This is a genomic window from Hydrogenophaga sp. (genome assembly GCF_050182545.1).
Lineage (GTDB): Bacteria > Pseudomonadota > Gammaproteobacteria > Burkholderiales > Burkholderiaceae_C > Hydrogenophaga.
Genome location: NZ_JBFXCD010000013.1, coordinates 1 through 13,784, shown reverse-complemented (window position 1 = coordinate 13,784; position 13,784 = coordinate 1). Strand labels below are relative to the sequence as shown.

22 protein-coding genes are annotated in these 13,784 nt (G+C 60.0%); 18 read left to right on the top strand and 4 right to left on the bottom strand.

Translation table 11 applies throughout. The features are described 5' to 3' along the window. The first annotated feature begins 130 nt into the window (after positions 1-130). From AB7P10_RS13980 to AB7P10_RS13920, 13 genes are read left to right on the top strand one after another with little or no spacing between them, the layout of a single operon-like run. Positions 131-283 (top strand): hypothetical protein, encoded by a 153-nt coding sequence (locus AB7P10_RS13980; RefSeq protein WP_428294450.1) that lies wholly within the window; start codon positions 131-133, stop codon positions 281-283. A gap of 41 nt (positions 284-324) precedes the next feature. Beyond that, positions 325-1,155 carry a major capsid protein P2 gene (locus AB7P10_RS13975; RefSeq protein WP_428294449.1) on the top strand — a complete coding sequence of 277 codons (831 nt, stop codon included), beginning with the start codon at positions 325-327 and terminating at the stop codon, positions 1,153-1,155. 12 nt (positions 1,156-1,167) lie between these two features. Beyond that, on the top strand, positions 1,168-1,410 hold the full coding sequence (locus AB7P10_RS13970; protein WP_428294448.1) for a hypothetical protein: 243 nt from the start codon (positions 1,168-1,170) through the stop codon (positions 1,408-1,410). Positions 1,411-1,414: 4 nt separating this feature from the next. Continuing rightward, entirely contained in the window at positions 1,415-1,612 is a 198-nt protein-coding gene (locus tag AB7P10_RS13965; RefSeq protein ID WP_428294447.1) for a hypothetical protein, read from the top strand. Beyond that, positions 1,609-1,983: a hypothetical protein gene (locus tag AB7P10_RS13960; protein WP_428294446.1), complete on the top strand. Its 375-nt coding sequence runs from the start codon at positions 1,609-1,611 to the stop codon at positions 1,981-1,983. The genes AB7P10_RS13965 and AB7P10_RS13960 overlap by 4 nt, the downstream gene beginning before the upstream one ends. Next, positions 1,980-2,363: a hypothetical protein gene (locus AB7P10_RS13955; protein ID WP_428294445.1), complete on the top strand. Its 384-nt coding sequence runs from the start codon at positions 1,980-1,982 to the stop codon at positions 2,361-2,363. Before AB7P10_RS13960 ends, AB7P10_RS13955 begins: the two co-directional genes overlap by 4 nt. A gap of 3 nt (positions 2,364-2,366) precedes the next feature. After that, the gene (locus AB7P10_RS13950; protein ID WP_428294444.1) at positions 2,367-3,074 is read left to right on the top strand and encodes a hypothetical protein; all 708 of its coding nucleotides are present in this window, start codon (positions 2,367-2,369) and stop codon (positions 3,072-3,074) included. After that, on the top strand, positions 3,074-3,760 hold the full coding sequence (locus AB7P10_RS13945; RefSeq protein WP_428294443.1) for a glycoside hydrolase family 24 protein: 687 nt from the start codon (positions 3,074-3,076) through the stop codon (positions 3,758-3,760). The genes AB7P10_RS13950 and AB7P10_RS13945 overlap by 1 nt, the downstream gene beginning before the upstream one ends. Before the next feature lie 10 nt (positions 3,761-3,770). Beyond that, positions 3,771-4,028, top strand: coding sequence for a hypothetical protein (locus AB7P10_RS13940; protein WP_428294442.1), 258 nt, complete (start codon positions 3,771-3,773; stop codon positions 4,026-4,028). After that, a complete protein-coding gene (locus AB7P10_RS13935; RefSeq protein WP_428294441.1) occupies positions 4,025-4,312 on the top strand; it encodes a hypothetical protein in 288 nt (95 codons plus the stop codon). The genes AB7P10_RS13940 and AB7P10_RS13935 overlap by 4 nt, the downstream gene beginning before the upstream one ends. 3 nt (positions 4,313-4,315) lie before the next feature. Further along, positions 4,316-4,492: a hypothetical protein gene (locus AB7P10_RS13930; RefSeq protein WP_428294440.1), complete on the top strand. Its 177-nt coding sequence runs from the start codon at positions 4,316-4,318 to the stop codon at positions 4,490-4,492. A gap of 1 nt (position 4,493) precedes the next feature. Continuing rightward, positions 4,494-4,637, top strand: a complete 144-nt coding sequence (locus AB7P10_RS13925) for a hypothetical protein (RefSeq protein WP_156037835.1) — start codon at positions 4,494-4,496, stop codon at positions 4,635-4,637. After that, entirely contained in the window at positions 4,634-4,795 is a 162-nt protein-coding gene (locus AB7P10_RS13920) for a hypothetical protein (RefSeq protein ID WP_428294439.1), read from the top strand. The genes AB7P10_RS13925 and AB7P10_RS13920 overlap by 4 nt, the downstream gene beginning before the upstream one ends. Positions 4,796-5,004: 209 nt before the next feature. Here the strand turns inward: AB7P10_RS13920 and AB7P10_RS13915 are convergent, their stop codons facing one another. The 3 genes from AB7P10_RS13915 to AB7P10_RS13905 form a co-directional block, all read right to left on the bottom strand. Beyond that, the gene (locus tag AB7P10_RS13915) at positions 5,005-5,382 is read right to left on the bottom strand and encodes a hypothetical protein (RefSeq protein WP_428294438.1); all 378 of its coding nucleotides are present in this window, start codon (positions 5,380-5,382) and stop codon (positions 5,005-5,007) included. Positions 5,383-5,966: 584 nt separating this feature from the next. Further along, the gene (locus tag AB7P10_RS13910; protein WP_428294437.1) at positions 5,967-6,437 is read right to left on the bottom strand and encodes a hypothetical protein; all 471 of its coding nucleotides are present in this window, start codon (positions 6,435-6,437) and stop codon (positions 5,967-5,969) included. Between the two features lie 117 nt (positions 6,438-6,554). Further along, on the bottom strand, positions 6,555-6,809 hold the full coding sequence (locus AB7P10_RS13905) for a hypothetical protein (protein WP_428294436.1): 255 nt from the start codon (positions 6,807-6,809) through the stop codon (positions 6,555-6,557). Positions 6,810-7,011: 202 nt separating this feature from the next. Here AB7P10_RS13905 and AB7P10_RS13900 point away from each other — a divergent pair, with 202 nt between their 5' ends. From AB7P10_RS13900 to AB7P10_RS13880, 5 genes are all read left to right on the top strand, one after another. Next, the gene (locus tag AB7P10_RS13900; protein ID WP_428294435.1) at positions 7,012-7,860 is read left to right on the top strand and encodes an ATP-binding protein; all 849 of its coding nucleotides are present in this window, start codon (positions 7,012-7,014) and stop codon (positions 7,858-7,860) included. A 1,010-nt stretch (positions 7,861-8,870) separates the two neighbouring features. Next, complete coding sequence (locus AB7P10_RS13895; RefSeq protein WP_428294434.1) at positions 8,871-10,139, top strand: nucleotidyltransferase domain-containing protein; 1,269 nt, start codon at positions 8,871-8,873, stop codon at positions 10,137-10,139. Beyond that, positions 10,136-10,630: a hypothetical protein gene (locus AB7P10_RS13890; RefSeq protein WP_428294433.1), complete on the top strand. Its 495-nt coding sequence runs from the start codon at positions 10,136-10,138 to the stop codon at positions 10,628-10,630. The genes AB7P10_RS13895 and AB7P10_RS13890 overlap by 4 nt, the downstream gene beginning before the upstream one ends. Positions 10,631-11,004: 374 nt before the next feature. Further along, positions 11,005-11,865, top strand: a complete 861-nt coding sequence (locus AB7P10_RS13885) for a nucleotidyltransferase domain-containing protein (RefSeq protein ID WP_428294432.1) — start codon at positions 11,005-11,007, stop codon at positions 11,863-11,865. 45 nt (positions 11,866-11,910) lie between these two features. Further along, complete coding sequence (locus AB7P10_RS13880; protein ID WP_428294431.1) at positions 11,911-12,834, top strand: S-4TM family putative pore-forming effector; 924 nt, start codon at positions 11,911-11,913, stop codon at positions 12,832-12,834. Between the two features lie 79 nt (positions 12,835-12,913). Here AB7P10_RS13880 and AB7P10_RS13875 read toward each other — a convergent pair. Next, a partial coding sequence (locus tag AB7P10_RS13875) for a DNA-binding protein (protein ID WP_428294430.1) occupies positions 12,914-13,784 on the bottom strand: 871 nt, incomplete at its 5' end.

Below are 13,784 nucleotides of genomic sequence, written 5' to 3'. Positions count from 1 at the left end.
TCCTGTACCGGTTACAGCCGCCCACACGGGCGGTTTTTTTTCGCCCAATTGAGGCCACGCAAGCGCAGGGCGTTCACCGGCGCGGCGACCCTGTATGTGCACCTGTTCAAACCCTCAAGGACAAACCGAAATGGATCAAGCCACCCTCATGAAATACGGCATCGCTGCCGCTGTGCTGTTCGCCGCGTGGAAGTACGGCGGCTCGATGGGCAAGGCCGCTGCGGTGGCGGTGGGCGCTGTCGCTGTGGCGCGCCGCACCCCCTACGTCAAGGAAGTGCTGTAAAGCGCTGACCCGACCACCCCGACCACCTTCAAGGAAAAAACATGTCTGTCGGCAAACTCACCCGCTACGGCCTGCCGTTCTCCAACGTTGTGCCGACCGGCACCGCCACGAACCAAGTCACGCCCGGCCGCACGCTGGAAAACTTCCGCCTGAAATTGGGCGGCACCGCGCTGACCAAGGCCATGCTGTCCATGCTCAAGGTCAAGGCCAATGGCAAGGTCATCATCGAAGGCACCGGCGCACAGCTGCAGTCGATCAACGCCTATCGTGGCGAAGCCACGGACGTGGCCTTCCTCGATGTGCAGTTCGCCGACTACTCGATGATCTCGGAGCTGGACCGCATGGTCGGTGCGTTCGATACGTCGCTGGGCATCAGCAACATCACCACGGAAGTGACGATTGCCGGCGCGACCGCCCCGGTGCTCACGCCCATCCTGATCGAGAGCGCGCAGCAAAAGGACAAGGCCGGCGCTGCTGCACCCTTCGCGGGCCTGATTTCCAAAATCCTGGCCTACCCGTTCAGTCAGGCCACCGGCGGCAAGCTGCCGATGAATCTGCCCTTCGGCCCGAACAGCGGTTCGATCATCAAGCGCGTGCACATCTTCCACAGCGGCACCGTGACCGGTGTCGATGTGAAGCAGGACGGCCTGATCGTGCACGAGTCCATCGCGGCCGAAAACTCGTTCGATCAGACCAAGGCCGGCCGCGTGCCGCAGGCCAACGTCTACACCGTCGATTTCGTGCTGGACGGCAACATCAAGAAGGCGCTCGACACCCGCGACGCGCGCAGCCTGGAATGGCTGATCGCGTTCAGTGCTGCCGGCTCCGGCACGGTCTTGGTGGAATACCTCGACCCGCTGGGCAACCTGTAAATGGGGCCCCACATGGCCTGGGAAGACTGGTTCCAAGACGTGGCAGGGTCGGTGGTCAAGTCGGCCGCCGATGCCAAGTTCACGCAGCCTTACGAGATTCAGAAACTGCAGCTGCAGGCGCTGGGTTCGTTGGGCATGTACAACGAAGGCAAGCCGCAGGCGGTGGCCTCTACGAGCATGTTCGGCATGAGTCAGGGCATGGTGCTGCTGATCGGCCTGGGCGTCGTCGTGGCCGTCTTCGCTTTGAAGGACTGACACCATGATGCCGATCAGCGCAAGCGCGGGTGGTGGTGGCCCTTCGGGTTCGTCCACCACGAACGAGAGCGGTTGGAATGTCAATTTCGGATCGGGCGGCTTGAACGCGGGCGGCGCGGGCGACATGGCGCAATACCTGCCCATCGTGGCCTTGCTCATCGGCGGCCTGGTGGCCATCAGCTACTTCAAGCGCAAGAAATGACCCCGACCACGCGGGAACAGGCGGCGCGGGCCTTCGCGGCCTGCGCTGGCCTGGACCCCGAGGGCATCGAAACGCCCGAGGGCGCAGCAGCTGCGGGGGAGTGCTTCGAGTTGCACACCGACACGGGCGCGCTGTACCTCTCGGTCAGTTTCACGGATGCCGTGGGCTGGATTCACGCGGCGGCCGGCACCGGCCAGGGCATGACGGCCGAAGGGCTGCGCGCTGTGGAGTGCCAGGCCATTGCGCGGGGGTGCCGAAAAGTTGGATTCCAGACGGTGCGCCGGGGCCTGGTGCAGCGCGCAAAAAAACATGGATACCGGATCACGCGCCAGGTGGGCGCGGGGTTCATTTTGGTGAAGGCTCTGCCGTGAACATCTATCAGGAAAAGCGCCGCGCGCAGGGTCATCACTGCCCTTGCATTGGGGGTAGTTCCAAGAGCGCAAGCTCCACCGAAGACAACCGCGTCACGGCCGGAACCATCGGCATCAGTGGCAGCGGAAACGTTGTCACGGACGGCGGCATTGTCTCGCGCGCACTGGACACGGTTGATCTGTCGAATGCCATCGGCCTGGAAGGCTTTACCAAGCTGCTGGACGTGGGCGAATCGCTCATCGGCCGCACGCAAACCCTTGTCGCTGATGCCTACAGCCAGGCCAGCACGGACAAGGACAAGACCATCGACAACCGCACCATCATCGTGCTGGCCGCTGCCGTGGTGGCCGCCCTGTACGTGCTCAACAAACGGGGCTGATCCATGCTTCAAACACTCATCATCAACGCGGGCCAGCGCCTGGAGTTTTACGAGCCGGGCGACTTTTTCCGGCTCATGGAAGCCACCGACCCGGTAACGGTGCAGTGGTACAAAAATGGCGCGGAAGTGGCGGAAGCGCCGGGCGTGAAGGAAGGCTATGCCGAAACGTTCGGGCTGGGCACGTTCGACCGCATCGCCATCACCAGCGCGACCACGCAGGCAATTCAATTTGTGGTGCGCCTGGGCAACCGCGTGCTGTATGACACGCCACCGGTGGGGGACACCAGCATCGTCTCAAGCGTGCCGCTGGCCCTGGACGCGGCCACGCTGCTGGCGCTGAGTCTGCAGCACCGGCCAGGACTGCCGGGGGCGAGCTGGAGCAGCGTGGCAACGATCGCTGCGAATACACCGCTGACCATCTTCGCGGCGGGCGCGAATCCGAACGGCGCGATCATCTGGAGCATGGAAGCCGACGATGCATCGGCCGGTGCCATGTATCAATCGTTCATCGCAAAGGCGACCGCCCCGGCCAACGTGGCAGACGGTGAAGTTTTGGCGCATTCGCGGCTTGCGATTGCATCGACCACGAACGTGTTTTCGCTGCGGCGCGAGGTTCCGACCCGCATTGCGCCGGGGCTGGGTCTCTTCTTCATTTCGTCGTCAGCTGGAACCGCAAGCCAGTTGCGAAACTGCCGTTACTCGTTGCTGTGATGCGCGCATCGATCCTCGTCGCCAGCGCCGGCCTGCTCGCTGTGGGTGGGTGGCTGATGCTGCGCACGTCCGAGGAAGCCGCAGCGCTGGAGCAGGAAATAGAGCAGGGCGGGGCGGGCCTGTGGACCAGCACCGAGGAAGTTTTGAAAGAGGTCGGCCAGTCGGCCGTCCAAGTGTGGGACACGATCACCATGAGCCTGAACCTGAACAAAATGCGCACCGTGACGGCGGCCGATGTGCTGCACCCGAACGTGCGCGCGCTGGTGGCCGTCATTCGTCGCGGCGAGGGCACCGCAGGCCCGGAGGGTTACCGCACGCTGTTCGGTGGCGAGTTGTTCGATTCCTTCGCCGCGCACCCGAATCGCAAGATCACGCGCACGCTGGGCGGTCGGTCGATCACCAGCACGGCAGCGGGTGCCGGACAGTTCCTCTACAGCACCTGGCAGGAAACGGCCCGCATCATGGGCCTGACGGACTTCACGCCGGCCAGCCAGGACCGCGCCATCGTGGGCCGCATCGCGGCGCGCGGCGCGCTCGAGGACGCCAAGGCGGGCCGCTTCGATGTGGCCGTGAAAAAGATCGCCACCGAGTGGGCCAGCATGCCCGGCAGTCCATACGGTCAACCCGTTATCTCTCTCGCCACGGCGCGCGCGGTATTCGCGTCGGCCGGCGGCTCCATCGCATGAGGCGCACACCATGAAACTGCAGCAAACCGAAATGATCGTGCTGGGCCTGGCCGGCCTGGCCGTGTACATGATCTGGCGCAGCCAGGCACCCAAGGCCAACAAGCCCAGCGACACCGGCAAGCCGGCCAGCTGGGTGGATGAAATCTTCCAGTCCGGGGGCGGCTCGTTCGGAAACGGCTGGCGCTATTTCGAGAACGGCACGGCCATCGACCCGAGCGGGAATTACTACTTCGATGGAAAGATGGTCTATCAGGCCAGCGGCGCATGAAGATCACCACCCCATACCTGATTGCCGGCGCTGCGGTGCTGGGTGCGCTCGTGTGGGCCGCCACGCGCGCCGGTGGGGCTGCGGGCCTGGGATCGGCCATCGGCGGCGCTGCGGTCGATCTGGTGGACGGCGCGGTGTCGGGTGTGGTGGTGGGTGTCGGCGAGGTGGTCGGCATCCCGGCCACGAACAAAACGCAATGCGAGATTGACCGGGCAAAAGGTGACACCTGGGCGGCCTCGTTCTCCTGTCCTGCAAAGGACTTTCTTCGTTACCTGTGGGACTGAAAAATGAAATTCATCAACGTCTTGAACCGTCTGCGTGAGCCCTCGACCTGGGCCGGTGTCTCTGTGCTGGGCCTGGTGTTCGGGTTGCCGCCCGGCACCATCGAACTGGCCGGCCAGGTGGTGGCTGGTGCGGCCGGCCTGGCCGCCATTTTCCTGGGCGAGAAACCGAAGGCCGAGTGAAATGAGCCAGCTGGTGAGCATCGCGGTCACGGCCCTGGTGAATGGGGCCGTCATGTGGGGTGTGGTGTCGACAAAATTGGATTGGCTGCGCGCCGATGTTGACCGCCTGGAGACCCGCGTTGCCCATTTGGAGCGCAAGCCGTGAAGCTGCGCGCCATCGTCCCATCAGTCCCCGAGGTCGGCCGAGAGGCCGTCATCGTCCTGGCCGGCGCACTGCTGGCCGCCCTCGTCATCGGCCAGCTGCCTGGCGTCCGTGAATGGATCAAAAAGCAGTGGGCCGGGGCACAACCACCCGGAGCATGAACACCATGGCAACCAAGAAACGCACCGTCAAAAAGTCGACCGCCACCAAGGGCAAGGGCCGTCTGAAAAAGGGCTTCCGCTACGCCAAGGGCGGGCGCATCGTGAAGGCGAAGGCGAAGTGAAAACCAAGGCCAAGCGCGCAAAAAGAAAAGGCACGAAGGCCGGGGGTGAGTCCCCGTGCCGTTCGTGCCGCACGATCACGGTCAAGGTCAAGCGAAACCGGCTGGGCCGCTTCTCCAAGAAGTGACGGGGGCCAGCGTGGGCGCGTTCGCCGCGCCGAACTGACCGACCCTCTCCAGATAGGCCACGCGGGCTTCCAGCGTGGCGTTTTCGCGTTCCAGCGCGTGCACCTGGCCGCGCGCCCAGCGCTCCCCGTTGACGGCCTGGGCCTCGACCACCGAGCGGCCCCAAGACGTTTCCCAAAACAGCGCCAGGCCGGCCGGCCGGGGCGCTTCGCCCTTGGCCAGCCAGTGGAAGACGGTGCGCTCGTGGACGCCCAGCAGCCGGCCTAGCGCGGCCGGTGTGGGCTGTCCAACATCGTGCAACAGCGCCTCAAGCGGCGGCAGTTGACGCGGTGCCAGAAACATGCTTTCCCCCTGTGAAAAGGCCACCAAGGTAGCGCACCGCCGGTGCGAGCAAAGCGCGGAAAAGCCGGGCCATCCGGGCCATGTTCCACGATGTATATTATGTAAAGTTAAAGCCGCGAATCATTAGCAACCAGCAACAACCTTCCCGGCAGGATGCTTAGCTAAATCTCTTGAGATATTTAAGCCAAATTCTTTTCAACAGAGCTCACCTCGATGCGTGGCTAGCATCGAAGATGACGGGACCACGAGTGCAAAGCACTCGATACGCTGCACAGCGTATGGTTTGTCCCTCAATGAGTTACGCAGTAGCGATCAAGCGCGCTGCCCACACAATCGAGATCGCTGCGCCTTTCGCGATCAGACCGCAGCGACTCTGGCCAACGCATGGTGTAAGCCGGTGCCCTCCCAACTTCTTCAGCTCCAACGGATCTGGCTCTTGAAGAGTCGCGCAAGCAAGGCAAGCGGCTGATCGTCGGACACGTCCTGCGCAGGCGTGATGAACTCAATCAGGCCTCTGAGCGCATTTTTTCAAGTGCCCCTGAGCAGCAATTCGCACAGTGCCAGACTCCGGACTTTCTGCCAGATCAGTGCCCTTCTGCGGTTGCCAGTTCAACAATGCGCCGTCCAGGCACGCCCTGCTCTAGGGCAATGCGTGGCGCCAGTCCGTCAAGAGCCTCATGCGGTGTTTCCAAAAACGACAGCAATACCCACCCATCATTGGTGCTCAAGGCTTCAGACAGCGCCTGAATCACTGGGAAGACGTAGGGCTCAAACTGCCATTTCGGAATCCTGAAGCCTCGACGCAAATGCGTCACACCAATGCAGCGCCCACCCTTGATCCAAGCATTGACCGTCACGCGGGTTGTGCCGCTCAGCTCAGCCGCTTCTTCAGTCGTGATCATGTCCGAGGCATTGATGCGTTGGCGCCTGTATTCGGCACCATCGCGTAGCAACACGGTGGTCTGAGCCTCGCTCGCGTAGAGATCAAACGTACTGGGATGCCGTGGGTTGAGAGATTCAAGTGCAACAGAAAAAGGAGAAGTCAATGAGTTCATGGCGATTGAGTCTTGAGCACTCGTTCAGGGTGCGTTGCGCGTGTCGGCCTTGCGATTGCCGAAGAACCGGTGCGGCTTGGTCTGGCCTTGCTGCGAGGCCAGAAAGCGCGGGCGATCTCACCTATTTGCTCGATCAATTGCAGTTACGCTAACCCAAAATGGCAGGATTTCGCGCCACATACCTTGAAGCCTTTCAACGCAGGTGAGCTGCCCGAAAACGGTAGTGGCGCGCACCGTCAGAGACGCCTTCGTCATGACTTGAGCGATTTTCAAGGGCTCAAACGGCGCGAAGGTGCCATCGCGGGGAATAATCTCGTCGTCGACAGAAAACCCCATGGCATCCCAGGGTGGCGAAAGTCCGTGATGTTTCACGACCTGATTCACTAACAGCTCTAGCCTACATTTTCGATCACTTCGGTATATTCGTCAAGTTCGTAAAGTTCGTGTGGATGTCACCATCGCAAACAATCATCTGTGGCACTTGTTCTTCAGATGTCGTGATCCAAGGGCCGAGATCGCAAGTTAGCGACACCTATGCAGAATGGATAACTGCTCACAACCGATAGGAAGGGACATGAGTCTCATTCACCACCGTCCCAAACTCGCCCGCGACATCGCCACCCAGCTATTGAACCCCAACGTCCTCGACCAGAGCCTTCGTTCCGGCCTATTCCTCTCCGGCCCGCGCCGCACCGGGAAAACCACCTTCCTGCTCCGGGACCTGATACCGACGCTAGAGAATGCCGGCGCAGTTGTGATCTACGTGGACCTGTGGTCCGAAGTCACAGCTAGTCCGAGCAAACTCGTCCACGCCGCTCTGCGCTCGTCGCTGAAAGACCTGCAAAGCTCGACTAGAAATCAGTCACGCCGCGCCGCAGGCGTGACGTTTGACTTCCAGGTCGCTGACCTCGGCACTCCAACAGGTGCCACCATCGCGCAAGCAGCAGTGGAAATCGTGGACAAAGTCAAAACCGATCTGGTCTACATCGTCGATGAGGTCCAGCACATGCTCACCTCGGATGCTGGCCTCGCACTCCTGTATGCCTTTAAGGCAGCACGCGATGCAGTCAACGCTCGCCCCAGCACCCCCGGCCATTTCATCTTCATTGGCACCGGGTCAAACCGAGCCCAGATCGAAGGTTTGACAGTGGGGGACAAAACTGCGTTCCTGGGGGCAACCTCGGTCGAGTTGCCGCCGTTGGGAAAAGATTACGTGCAGTGGGTGCTCCAGAAACTGCAGCAAGAGCGCGTTAGAGTCATCCCCAGTCTGCCCGTGGCCAGCCAATCGTTTGCGTTACTCGGTCGCCGTCCCGAAGAATTTATGAGGGCCCTGAGCACTTTGCAGCAACACCAACCACTGGAGGCTGACCAGTTCTTTCCAGTAATCGCCGCCACACTCCAGGCATCTGCTGAAGACTTTTGAGCCGACATAAATCCCCAGCGTAGAAACGGCTGACCGCGACACAATGCCCCAACTTCCACCGCAGCCCCCTCAGCCAGAACAACTTCTGCGACACGGTCTCCCAACTGAATTTCCTGGTTGATTCTCTTCGAGCCACCCTGCCGAAAAATCCGAGGCGTGACCGCCTGGGTCATGCCGGCACTGTTAACTTCCAGCCCTAGTTTTGGCGACCAACAAATCCGGTGCCAACGGCAACTGCGGCTGTGCGTCATAGGACAGATAACCATCAACACGCTGAAAAACCGGGCCGAGCGCGATAACGATGCCCTCCTTCTCCGTGATGGATAGGTCCACGTATTCCACGCTTGGCGGTTCGACACAAATTACGAGACGCGCCCTCTTGCTGGCCGTCTTAGGCCCTGTCAGTGCCGAACGCAAAGGAGCACCCAGGGTCGCGAGCGCAGTTCTACGCATACCCAAGCGATGCTCCAAAACCTGCGTAACGCTCAAAACCACCAAGTCTCTAGCAGTGAACTCTCGAGCAACGCGTGGAGCAGGCTGCTCTTCACGGTAAGGGTGAAGAACCTTCAGAGTCGCATGTAGCTCGTCCCGTGTGTATCCGGTCACAGCGCAAACATCAGCTGCTGTCAGGCGTCTTGGCATGTTGGAAAAGATGAGATTTCGAGCATCGAGACCACTTTAGCGCGGCTGCGAAACGTTCATTCTGCGAAAAATACTAGCAGATCTGTGCAGCTTGTACCCAACCAAATGACTTCAAGACTACTTGCCGCCAGTTGGGAGCAGAAGCCGGCTCAAACGCTACCGGTAGTGGCTTGCACGTGTTCAAGACACCAGATATAGTGTCTTCGTTACAAAAAAAGAAACCACCAGTGACTGACGCCAAGGTGGTTTCTGAAGCCCAGCGTTACCGCCAGACGATTACAAGCCCGCAGTGTGCCATACGTGCTGCGGAGCAACAATAGGAATGCGGGCTTCCCTGGAATGGCGTCATTGACCCTTGGAAGCTCGCTATGCAACGAGACAATTTTCCTGTGCCTGTCCGTCGGCCGCATTCACCACGCGCGGCACGCCAATTCAACGACCTTACGCGCTTGATCGCTGGCGTGTTCCTGCCATCGGCCACCCAAGTAGAAGCACTGGACCGATCGTACGAATCCATCGGCAATTTTCTGACGGACAGCCCCGAATTCGGCGACCTGGTCATCCAGGTTTACGGCCAGGGCTCCCGGCAGATCGGGACCCTAGTTCGGCCCTTGCATTTGCGTGAGCAGGGTTTTGACGTCGATGCCGTTCTCTTGCTACAGCGCAGAGCGCATGGTGTCTATCCTGGAGTGTCTGGTGCCAGGCAACTCATCAACAATCTTCACACGGTGCTCAGCCGCTACGCCAGGGCACATGGCCTGAAGATAGAGCGCTGGGATCGGTGTGTCACCCTCGTCTACAGCGATGGAGTGCGCGTGGATGTGGCACCAGTGATCGAAGACCCTATTGTCTCGATTCCTGTTGGCGGAGAGACGCACTCAAGGATTCCTGACCGGCAATTGATGACGTTCGTGCCCACGAACCCGCGGGGAATAGTGCGCGGCTTCAACGAGGCGGCCAGCGTGAAAGCCGTACTCACGCACATCATCCGGGAAGCGCATACCGCCGACGCAGCGCTGCGCTCAGAGGTTGTGCCTTTGCCAGACGTGCAGGAGGTCTCACTGCGGCTGCTGTGCAGTTTCGTGCAGTTGATGAAGGTGCATCGCAACATTAGCTTCGGCGCTTCCCCGGCAGGACAAGAAGATTTGTCTCCATCGTCCCTGTTTATCACGACGCTGATGGCGCAAGCCTACGCGCAGTTGGCACCGGTACCGCACGACACGGAACTCGATCTCTTACTGGACATCATTGATGCCATGGTCAGGGGTTTTCGCCGCGAAATCCTGGGTAACGGACTAGAGCGCTGGTTGCTTCCCAATCCCTGGGCGCCTGGTGATGACCTGGCTTCATCAATGGACAGTCCACAGAAGCAGCAGGCGTTTCTGGCCTGGCACGCTCGCTTCCAGCAGGAGATTGGTGAACTGTTGGACAGCCTTGAGGCGCGAGTGGGCGGGGACAACATTAAACGCTTGGTCGAAAGCGCATTCGGTTCTCGCGCAGCTCAGGCAGTGCGCGATGCGTCCGCCCCGACCGCCGTGACGCAGCAAGCTGGGCGTCGTATTCTGGTGGGCACGGCTACCGGCGGTCTGGCAAGCATGTCGGCCAACGCCAACACCAATTTCGGATCACCACAGTGAGCCCGAAGCATGAAACGCCGTTGCCGACATTGGCGCAGCGCTCGCTGGAGTTGCGCCAGCTCAAGCTGCCAGGAAGCAAAGTGTCAATGCAAGGAGGCCGGCTGCTCCGTTTCAAATTCAGCCTGTCACCCGGACTCTTTGGCCGCCTCTACGACTGTGAGCTGCAGGTGTACCCGGGTAAAAAGCCGCCCCGAATGTTCGTGCTGCGGCCCGACTTGGTCGAAGTTGCAGGGGGGCGGCGCCCTCCTCATTTGTACGACCACGACGGGCGAGGCAGTCTTCTGTGCCTTTGGTGGCCGAAAAACTGCGAATGGCATCCGCACCACAAGCTCGATAACAGCTATATCGCCTGGACTGCTGAATGGCTTTGGTACTACGAGGAGTGGCTCGAGAGCCGCGAGTGGCTGGCTGGTGGTGCCCACCCCGTCCAGATCCCGTGCCGTTGGAGGCCCGGAAAATTTCGAATGCGATCTTCTCTCACGGGCGCGTGAAGCCGTGAAATCCTGCTTGCCAAACTGAGCCTCAGGTTTGGCAAGCATTTTGAATCGAGGCGCGGGAGTCCATTATGGCAGTCAACAGCAAGCACACATCATCGCGTGTGGCTTCGGTCGCAGGCAAAACTCTCGGTTCTTCGACTTCCTCGGCGACACAGAAGTCACTCGCCGGCTCCGCATTGCGTCAAGCGGGTGCTCCTGCACAAACGGGCGCTGGCATCGAGCGCGCTGCCTCTCGCGCCTTGGATAGCTCCGGTTCGTCTAAGGTCACGCAGACCTTGGCTGGATCCGTCGTCTCGCAATCAAGCCGCAAACGCTGATCACTGCTTGACTGAACGGGAGCGGCCATGCGTACTCAACTTCCTCCTCAGATGAACCTAGTCGCCTTAGCCGGTCGTATCCAGCCACAGGATGGCTCACTTGCTGCGGCGCGCTCCCATGCCATGTCGGTTCGAACGCGTCTTGGTAAGACGTTCGCGCTGCACAGTGCCAAAAAAATCGGCAGCCATGCGCGTCAAACTGCCATTCACAGATTCAGTGATCTGGACTTCATGGTTGTTTTCCGAAAGGAAGAGTTCATTTGGGGTGGTCGCCTGGTTTCATCTGACACGATCTTGAACAAACTTGTCACTGATCTCGGCGACCGGTATCCGTCTACATATGTGAGGCGCGATGTGCTCGCAGCTTCGCTTGTATTTGGCAGCTCGGGGCAAAGCCTTGATGTGGTGCCTGCGATGTTTCTAGGCTTCACGGGTGCTCGGCCAGTCTTCCAAATTCCTGATGGTCAAGGAGGGTGGCTTCGCACCAGTCCGGAAACACATGATCGACATTTCGAAATCCATCAGGAACGTAGCGGTAACCGTCTCCGTAAAGTGTCTCAATTGTTGAAGTGGTGGAAGCATGCGAGGACCCAGCCTCTTCCCATTCGCAGCTTCTACATCGACATGCTCCTCTGCACCGGAGGTCTGGGAGCGCCGGTCGGGAAAACTTATGGCGGGTGTTTGGAGGATTTCTTCGAGTACCTAGTCGCCACGGAATGTCGAGCCTTGCTGGACCCGTGTGTGATTGCTGGAGAGATAAGCCCAAACGACACCTATGCGCAGCGCGAGACACTCTATCGTGCTGCCTCGTTCGCACTTGTGCATGCGCGGGCCGCTTCACTTGCAGAAAAGCGACGTGATTTCCTCGAGGCGAATCGGCAGTGGGACTTGGTTTTCAACGGAAATTATTGAACGCCAAGCTTTGCTTTATGTAGCGAATCGACCATAACTCCTGCGATGAACGAAATATTCAAGCTGCAAAACGAAAATCGAGCGCTTCTGTTTTTGGCTGCGCAACGTCAGATCTACGCGCGTGCCAAGTTTCTGCTGGGGTGGCAATTGATCCTCGGCGGGCCAATCGCTGCGTTGGTCGCCGTCTTCGGCATCCTCGATCCAAACGCGAAAGGGTATGTGGCGGCTTTGGGTGCCACCATCTTTTTTCTCGACACGTTGTACCTGGGCCCTGCACAGCGACGCCTGCGCGAGTCCGGTGCACGAGTTCAGGAGCGATTTGACTGCGATGTGCTGGCGTTGCGGTGGGATGCGACAAAAGTCGGCAACCCTGAGTCGGTGGAGTTCGTTCACGAGCAAGCTCAGCTTTACCAGACATGGGCGTCCAAGATGCCTCCCCTTACCGATTGGTATCCGCGAGCCGTACAGCGACTCCCCCTATCTCTGGCACGTATTGTTTGCCAGCGGACCAACTGCTGGTGGGACGCCCAACAACGCCGTAGCTACGCCGGGGTGATGGCAGGGCTGCTGTTGGCTGGGGCCATTCTGGTGTTCTGGGCTGGGATTGTCGCTGGGTTGCAGGTCTCCGACCTACTGCTTATTGTTCTGGTGCCAATGGCGCCTACGCTGAAGTTGTCACATCAGCAATGGGTCGAGCATCGTGAGGCAGCTGATCGTCTTGATCGACTCCGCGAGCATGCCGAACGGGTATGGCGTCACGCCATCGAGAATCCTGCCGACCCCAACCTTGAGAATGAAGCTCGTTCTCTGCAAGGTGAAATATTCGACGGTCGAAAGCGCAATCCACCCGTTTTCGACTTTGTCTTCAAATCGCTCCGGAATCGCCACGAGGCGCAAATGAACTTTGGTGCAGAGCACTTTGTCGATGAGGCCGAACGCTGCATGAATGCATCAGGAGCTCGTGTTTGACATTCAACGGTTGGAGGGAACGCGCCCAGTAGATTGCAGAGAGACCATGATGAGCGCGCCGACACCTGGATTCGTCAACCTAGCGACTTGGCGTGGCCTTCAGTTTAGATCGTCTCGCGGCCGCAGGTACCGCGGTTGCAACGTTCTTGGGTATACGCGAGTTGAGGTCCGCCAGCAACGCAGTGGTGTCCTTTCGGAACTGCTCCTGTTGAGATTGCGCCGTGCGGAGGTCTTCTCGGGCTGAAAGAACTTCCCGGGCAAGACCAGTATTCTCTGAGCGCAAAGCTCCAACCTCGACGCGCAGCGATTGAACCTGCTCTTGCGCGCTTGCCAACTCCTGGTTGGCTCGTCGGCTCTCGTTTTCCTGCACGAGCTTCAACCGCTTGGTTTCCTGCCGTGCGCGATCAACGTCTTCCAGAAGGCGTTTTTCTTGGTCGTGAGCGCGCTGCTCCAGGCGCCCCCGCTCCTGCCTGTGTTCTTCGGTAAGCGCATCGAGGCGTCCCCGCTCGGCCTGCAGCGCGCTTATCGTCGCGGCAATTTGAGTTCGTAACTGCTCGACTTCACCTTCGCGGCCGACCATGCTTTTTTGCAGGGCGGTGAGTTGACGCACCAGGTCTGCGATCTGTTGGTCTTTCGCCTGAAGGGCTGCATCCAACGCCTCGGAGCGCTCTTTGAGCTTCTGCTGTTCTTGATCAAGCGCATTGCGTGTGGCCGCCAGTCGCTCCACTTGTTGTTCCAGCATGGATCGGTCAATGCGCAACGATTCGGCTGCCTGTTCTTGGGCATGTTGCTGCGCCCGCCCCCACAGTGCCTTGGCCGCTCGAAGCACTGGTGCGGGAAGGCTGCCCTGCTCGCCGGCGCCATCTTCGCCGTTGTCTGCTTGAAGGCGTTTACCCAACGTGGCGTACCAGGCATCGAGCATGGGCGCCACGGTGTTTGGTGATCCTCGG

Bases quoted from the DNA above. Each gene is read 5' to 3' on its own strand.
- AB7P10_RS13980 (WP_428294450.1), top strand. From the start codon at position 131: ATGGATCAAGCCACCCTCATGAAATACGGCATCGCTGCCGCTGTGCTG.
- AB7P10_RS13975 (WP_428294449.1), top strand. From the start codon at position 325: ATGTCTGTCGGCAAACTCACCCGCTACGGCCTGCCGTTCTCCAACGTT.
- AB7P10_RS13970 (WP_428294448.1), top strand. From the start codon at position 1,168: ATGGCCTGGGAAGACTGGTTCCAAGACGTGGCAGGGTCGGTGGTCAAG.
- AB7P10_RS13965 (WP_428294447.1), top strand. From the start codon at position 1,415: ATGATGCCGATCAGCGCAAGCGCGGGTGGTGGTGGCCCTTCGGGTTCG.
- AB7P10_RS13960 (WP_428294446.1), top strand. From the start codon at position 1,609: ATGACCCCGACCACGCGGGAACAGGCGGCGCGGGCCTTCGCGGCCTGC.
- AB7P10_RS13950 (WP_428294444.1), top strand. From the start codon at position 2,367: ATGCTTCAAACACTCATCATCAACGCGGGCCAGCGCCTGGAGTTTTAC.
- AB7P10_RS13945 (WP_428294443.1), top strand. From the start codon at position 3,074: ATGCGCGCATCGATCCTCGTCGCCAGCGCCGGCCTGCTCGCTGTGGGT.
- AB7P10_RS13940 (WP_428294442.1), top strand. From the start codon at position 3,771: ATGAAACTGCAGCAAACCGAAATGATCGTGCTGGGCCTGGCCGGCCTG.
- AB7P10_RS13935 (WP_428294441.1), top strand. From the start codon at position 4,025: ATGAAGATCACCACCCCATACCTGATTGCCGGCGCTGCGGTGCTGGGT.
- AB7P10_RS13930 (WP_428294440.1), top strand. From the start codon at position 4,316: ATGAAATTCATCAACGTCTTGAACCGTCTGCGTGAGCCCTCGACCTGG.
- AB7P10_RS13925 (WP_156037835.1), top strand. From the start codon at position 4,494: ATGAGCCAGCTGGTGAGCATCGCGGTCACGGCCCTGGTGAATGGGGCC.
- AB7P10_RS13915 (WP_428294438.1), bottom strand. From the start codon at position 5,382: ATGTTTCTGGCACCGCGTCAACTGCCGCCGCTTGAGGCGCTGTTGCAC.
- AB7P10_RS13910 (WP_428294437.1), bottom strand. From the start codon at position 6,437: ATGAACTCATTGACTTCTCCTTTTTCTGTTGCACTTGAATCTCTCAAC.
- AB7P10_RS13900 (WP_428294435.1), top strand. From the start codon at position 7,012: ATGAGTCTCATTCACCACCGTCCCAAACTCGCCCGCGACATCGCCACC.
- AB7P10_RS13895 (WP_428294434.1), top strand. From the start codon at position 8,871: ATGCAACGAGACAATTTTCCTGTGCCTGTCCGTCGGCCGCATTCACCA.
- AB7P10_RS13885 (WP_428294432.1), top strand. From the start codon at position 11,005: ATGAACCTAGTCGCCTTAGCCGGTCGTATCCAGCCACAGGATGGCTCA.
- AB7P10_RS13880 (WP_428294431.1), top strand. From the start codon at position 11,911: ATGAACGAAATATTCAAGCTGCAAAACGAAAATCGAGCGCTTCTGTTT.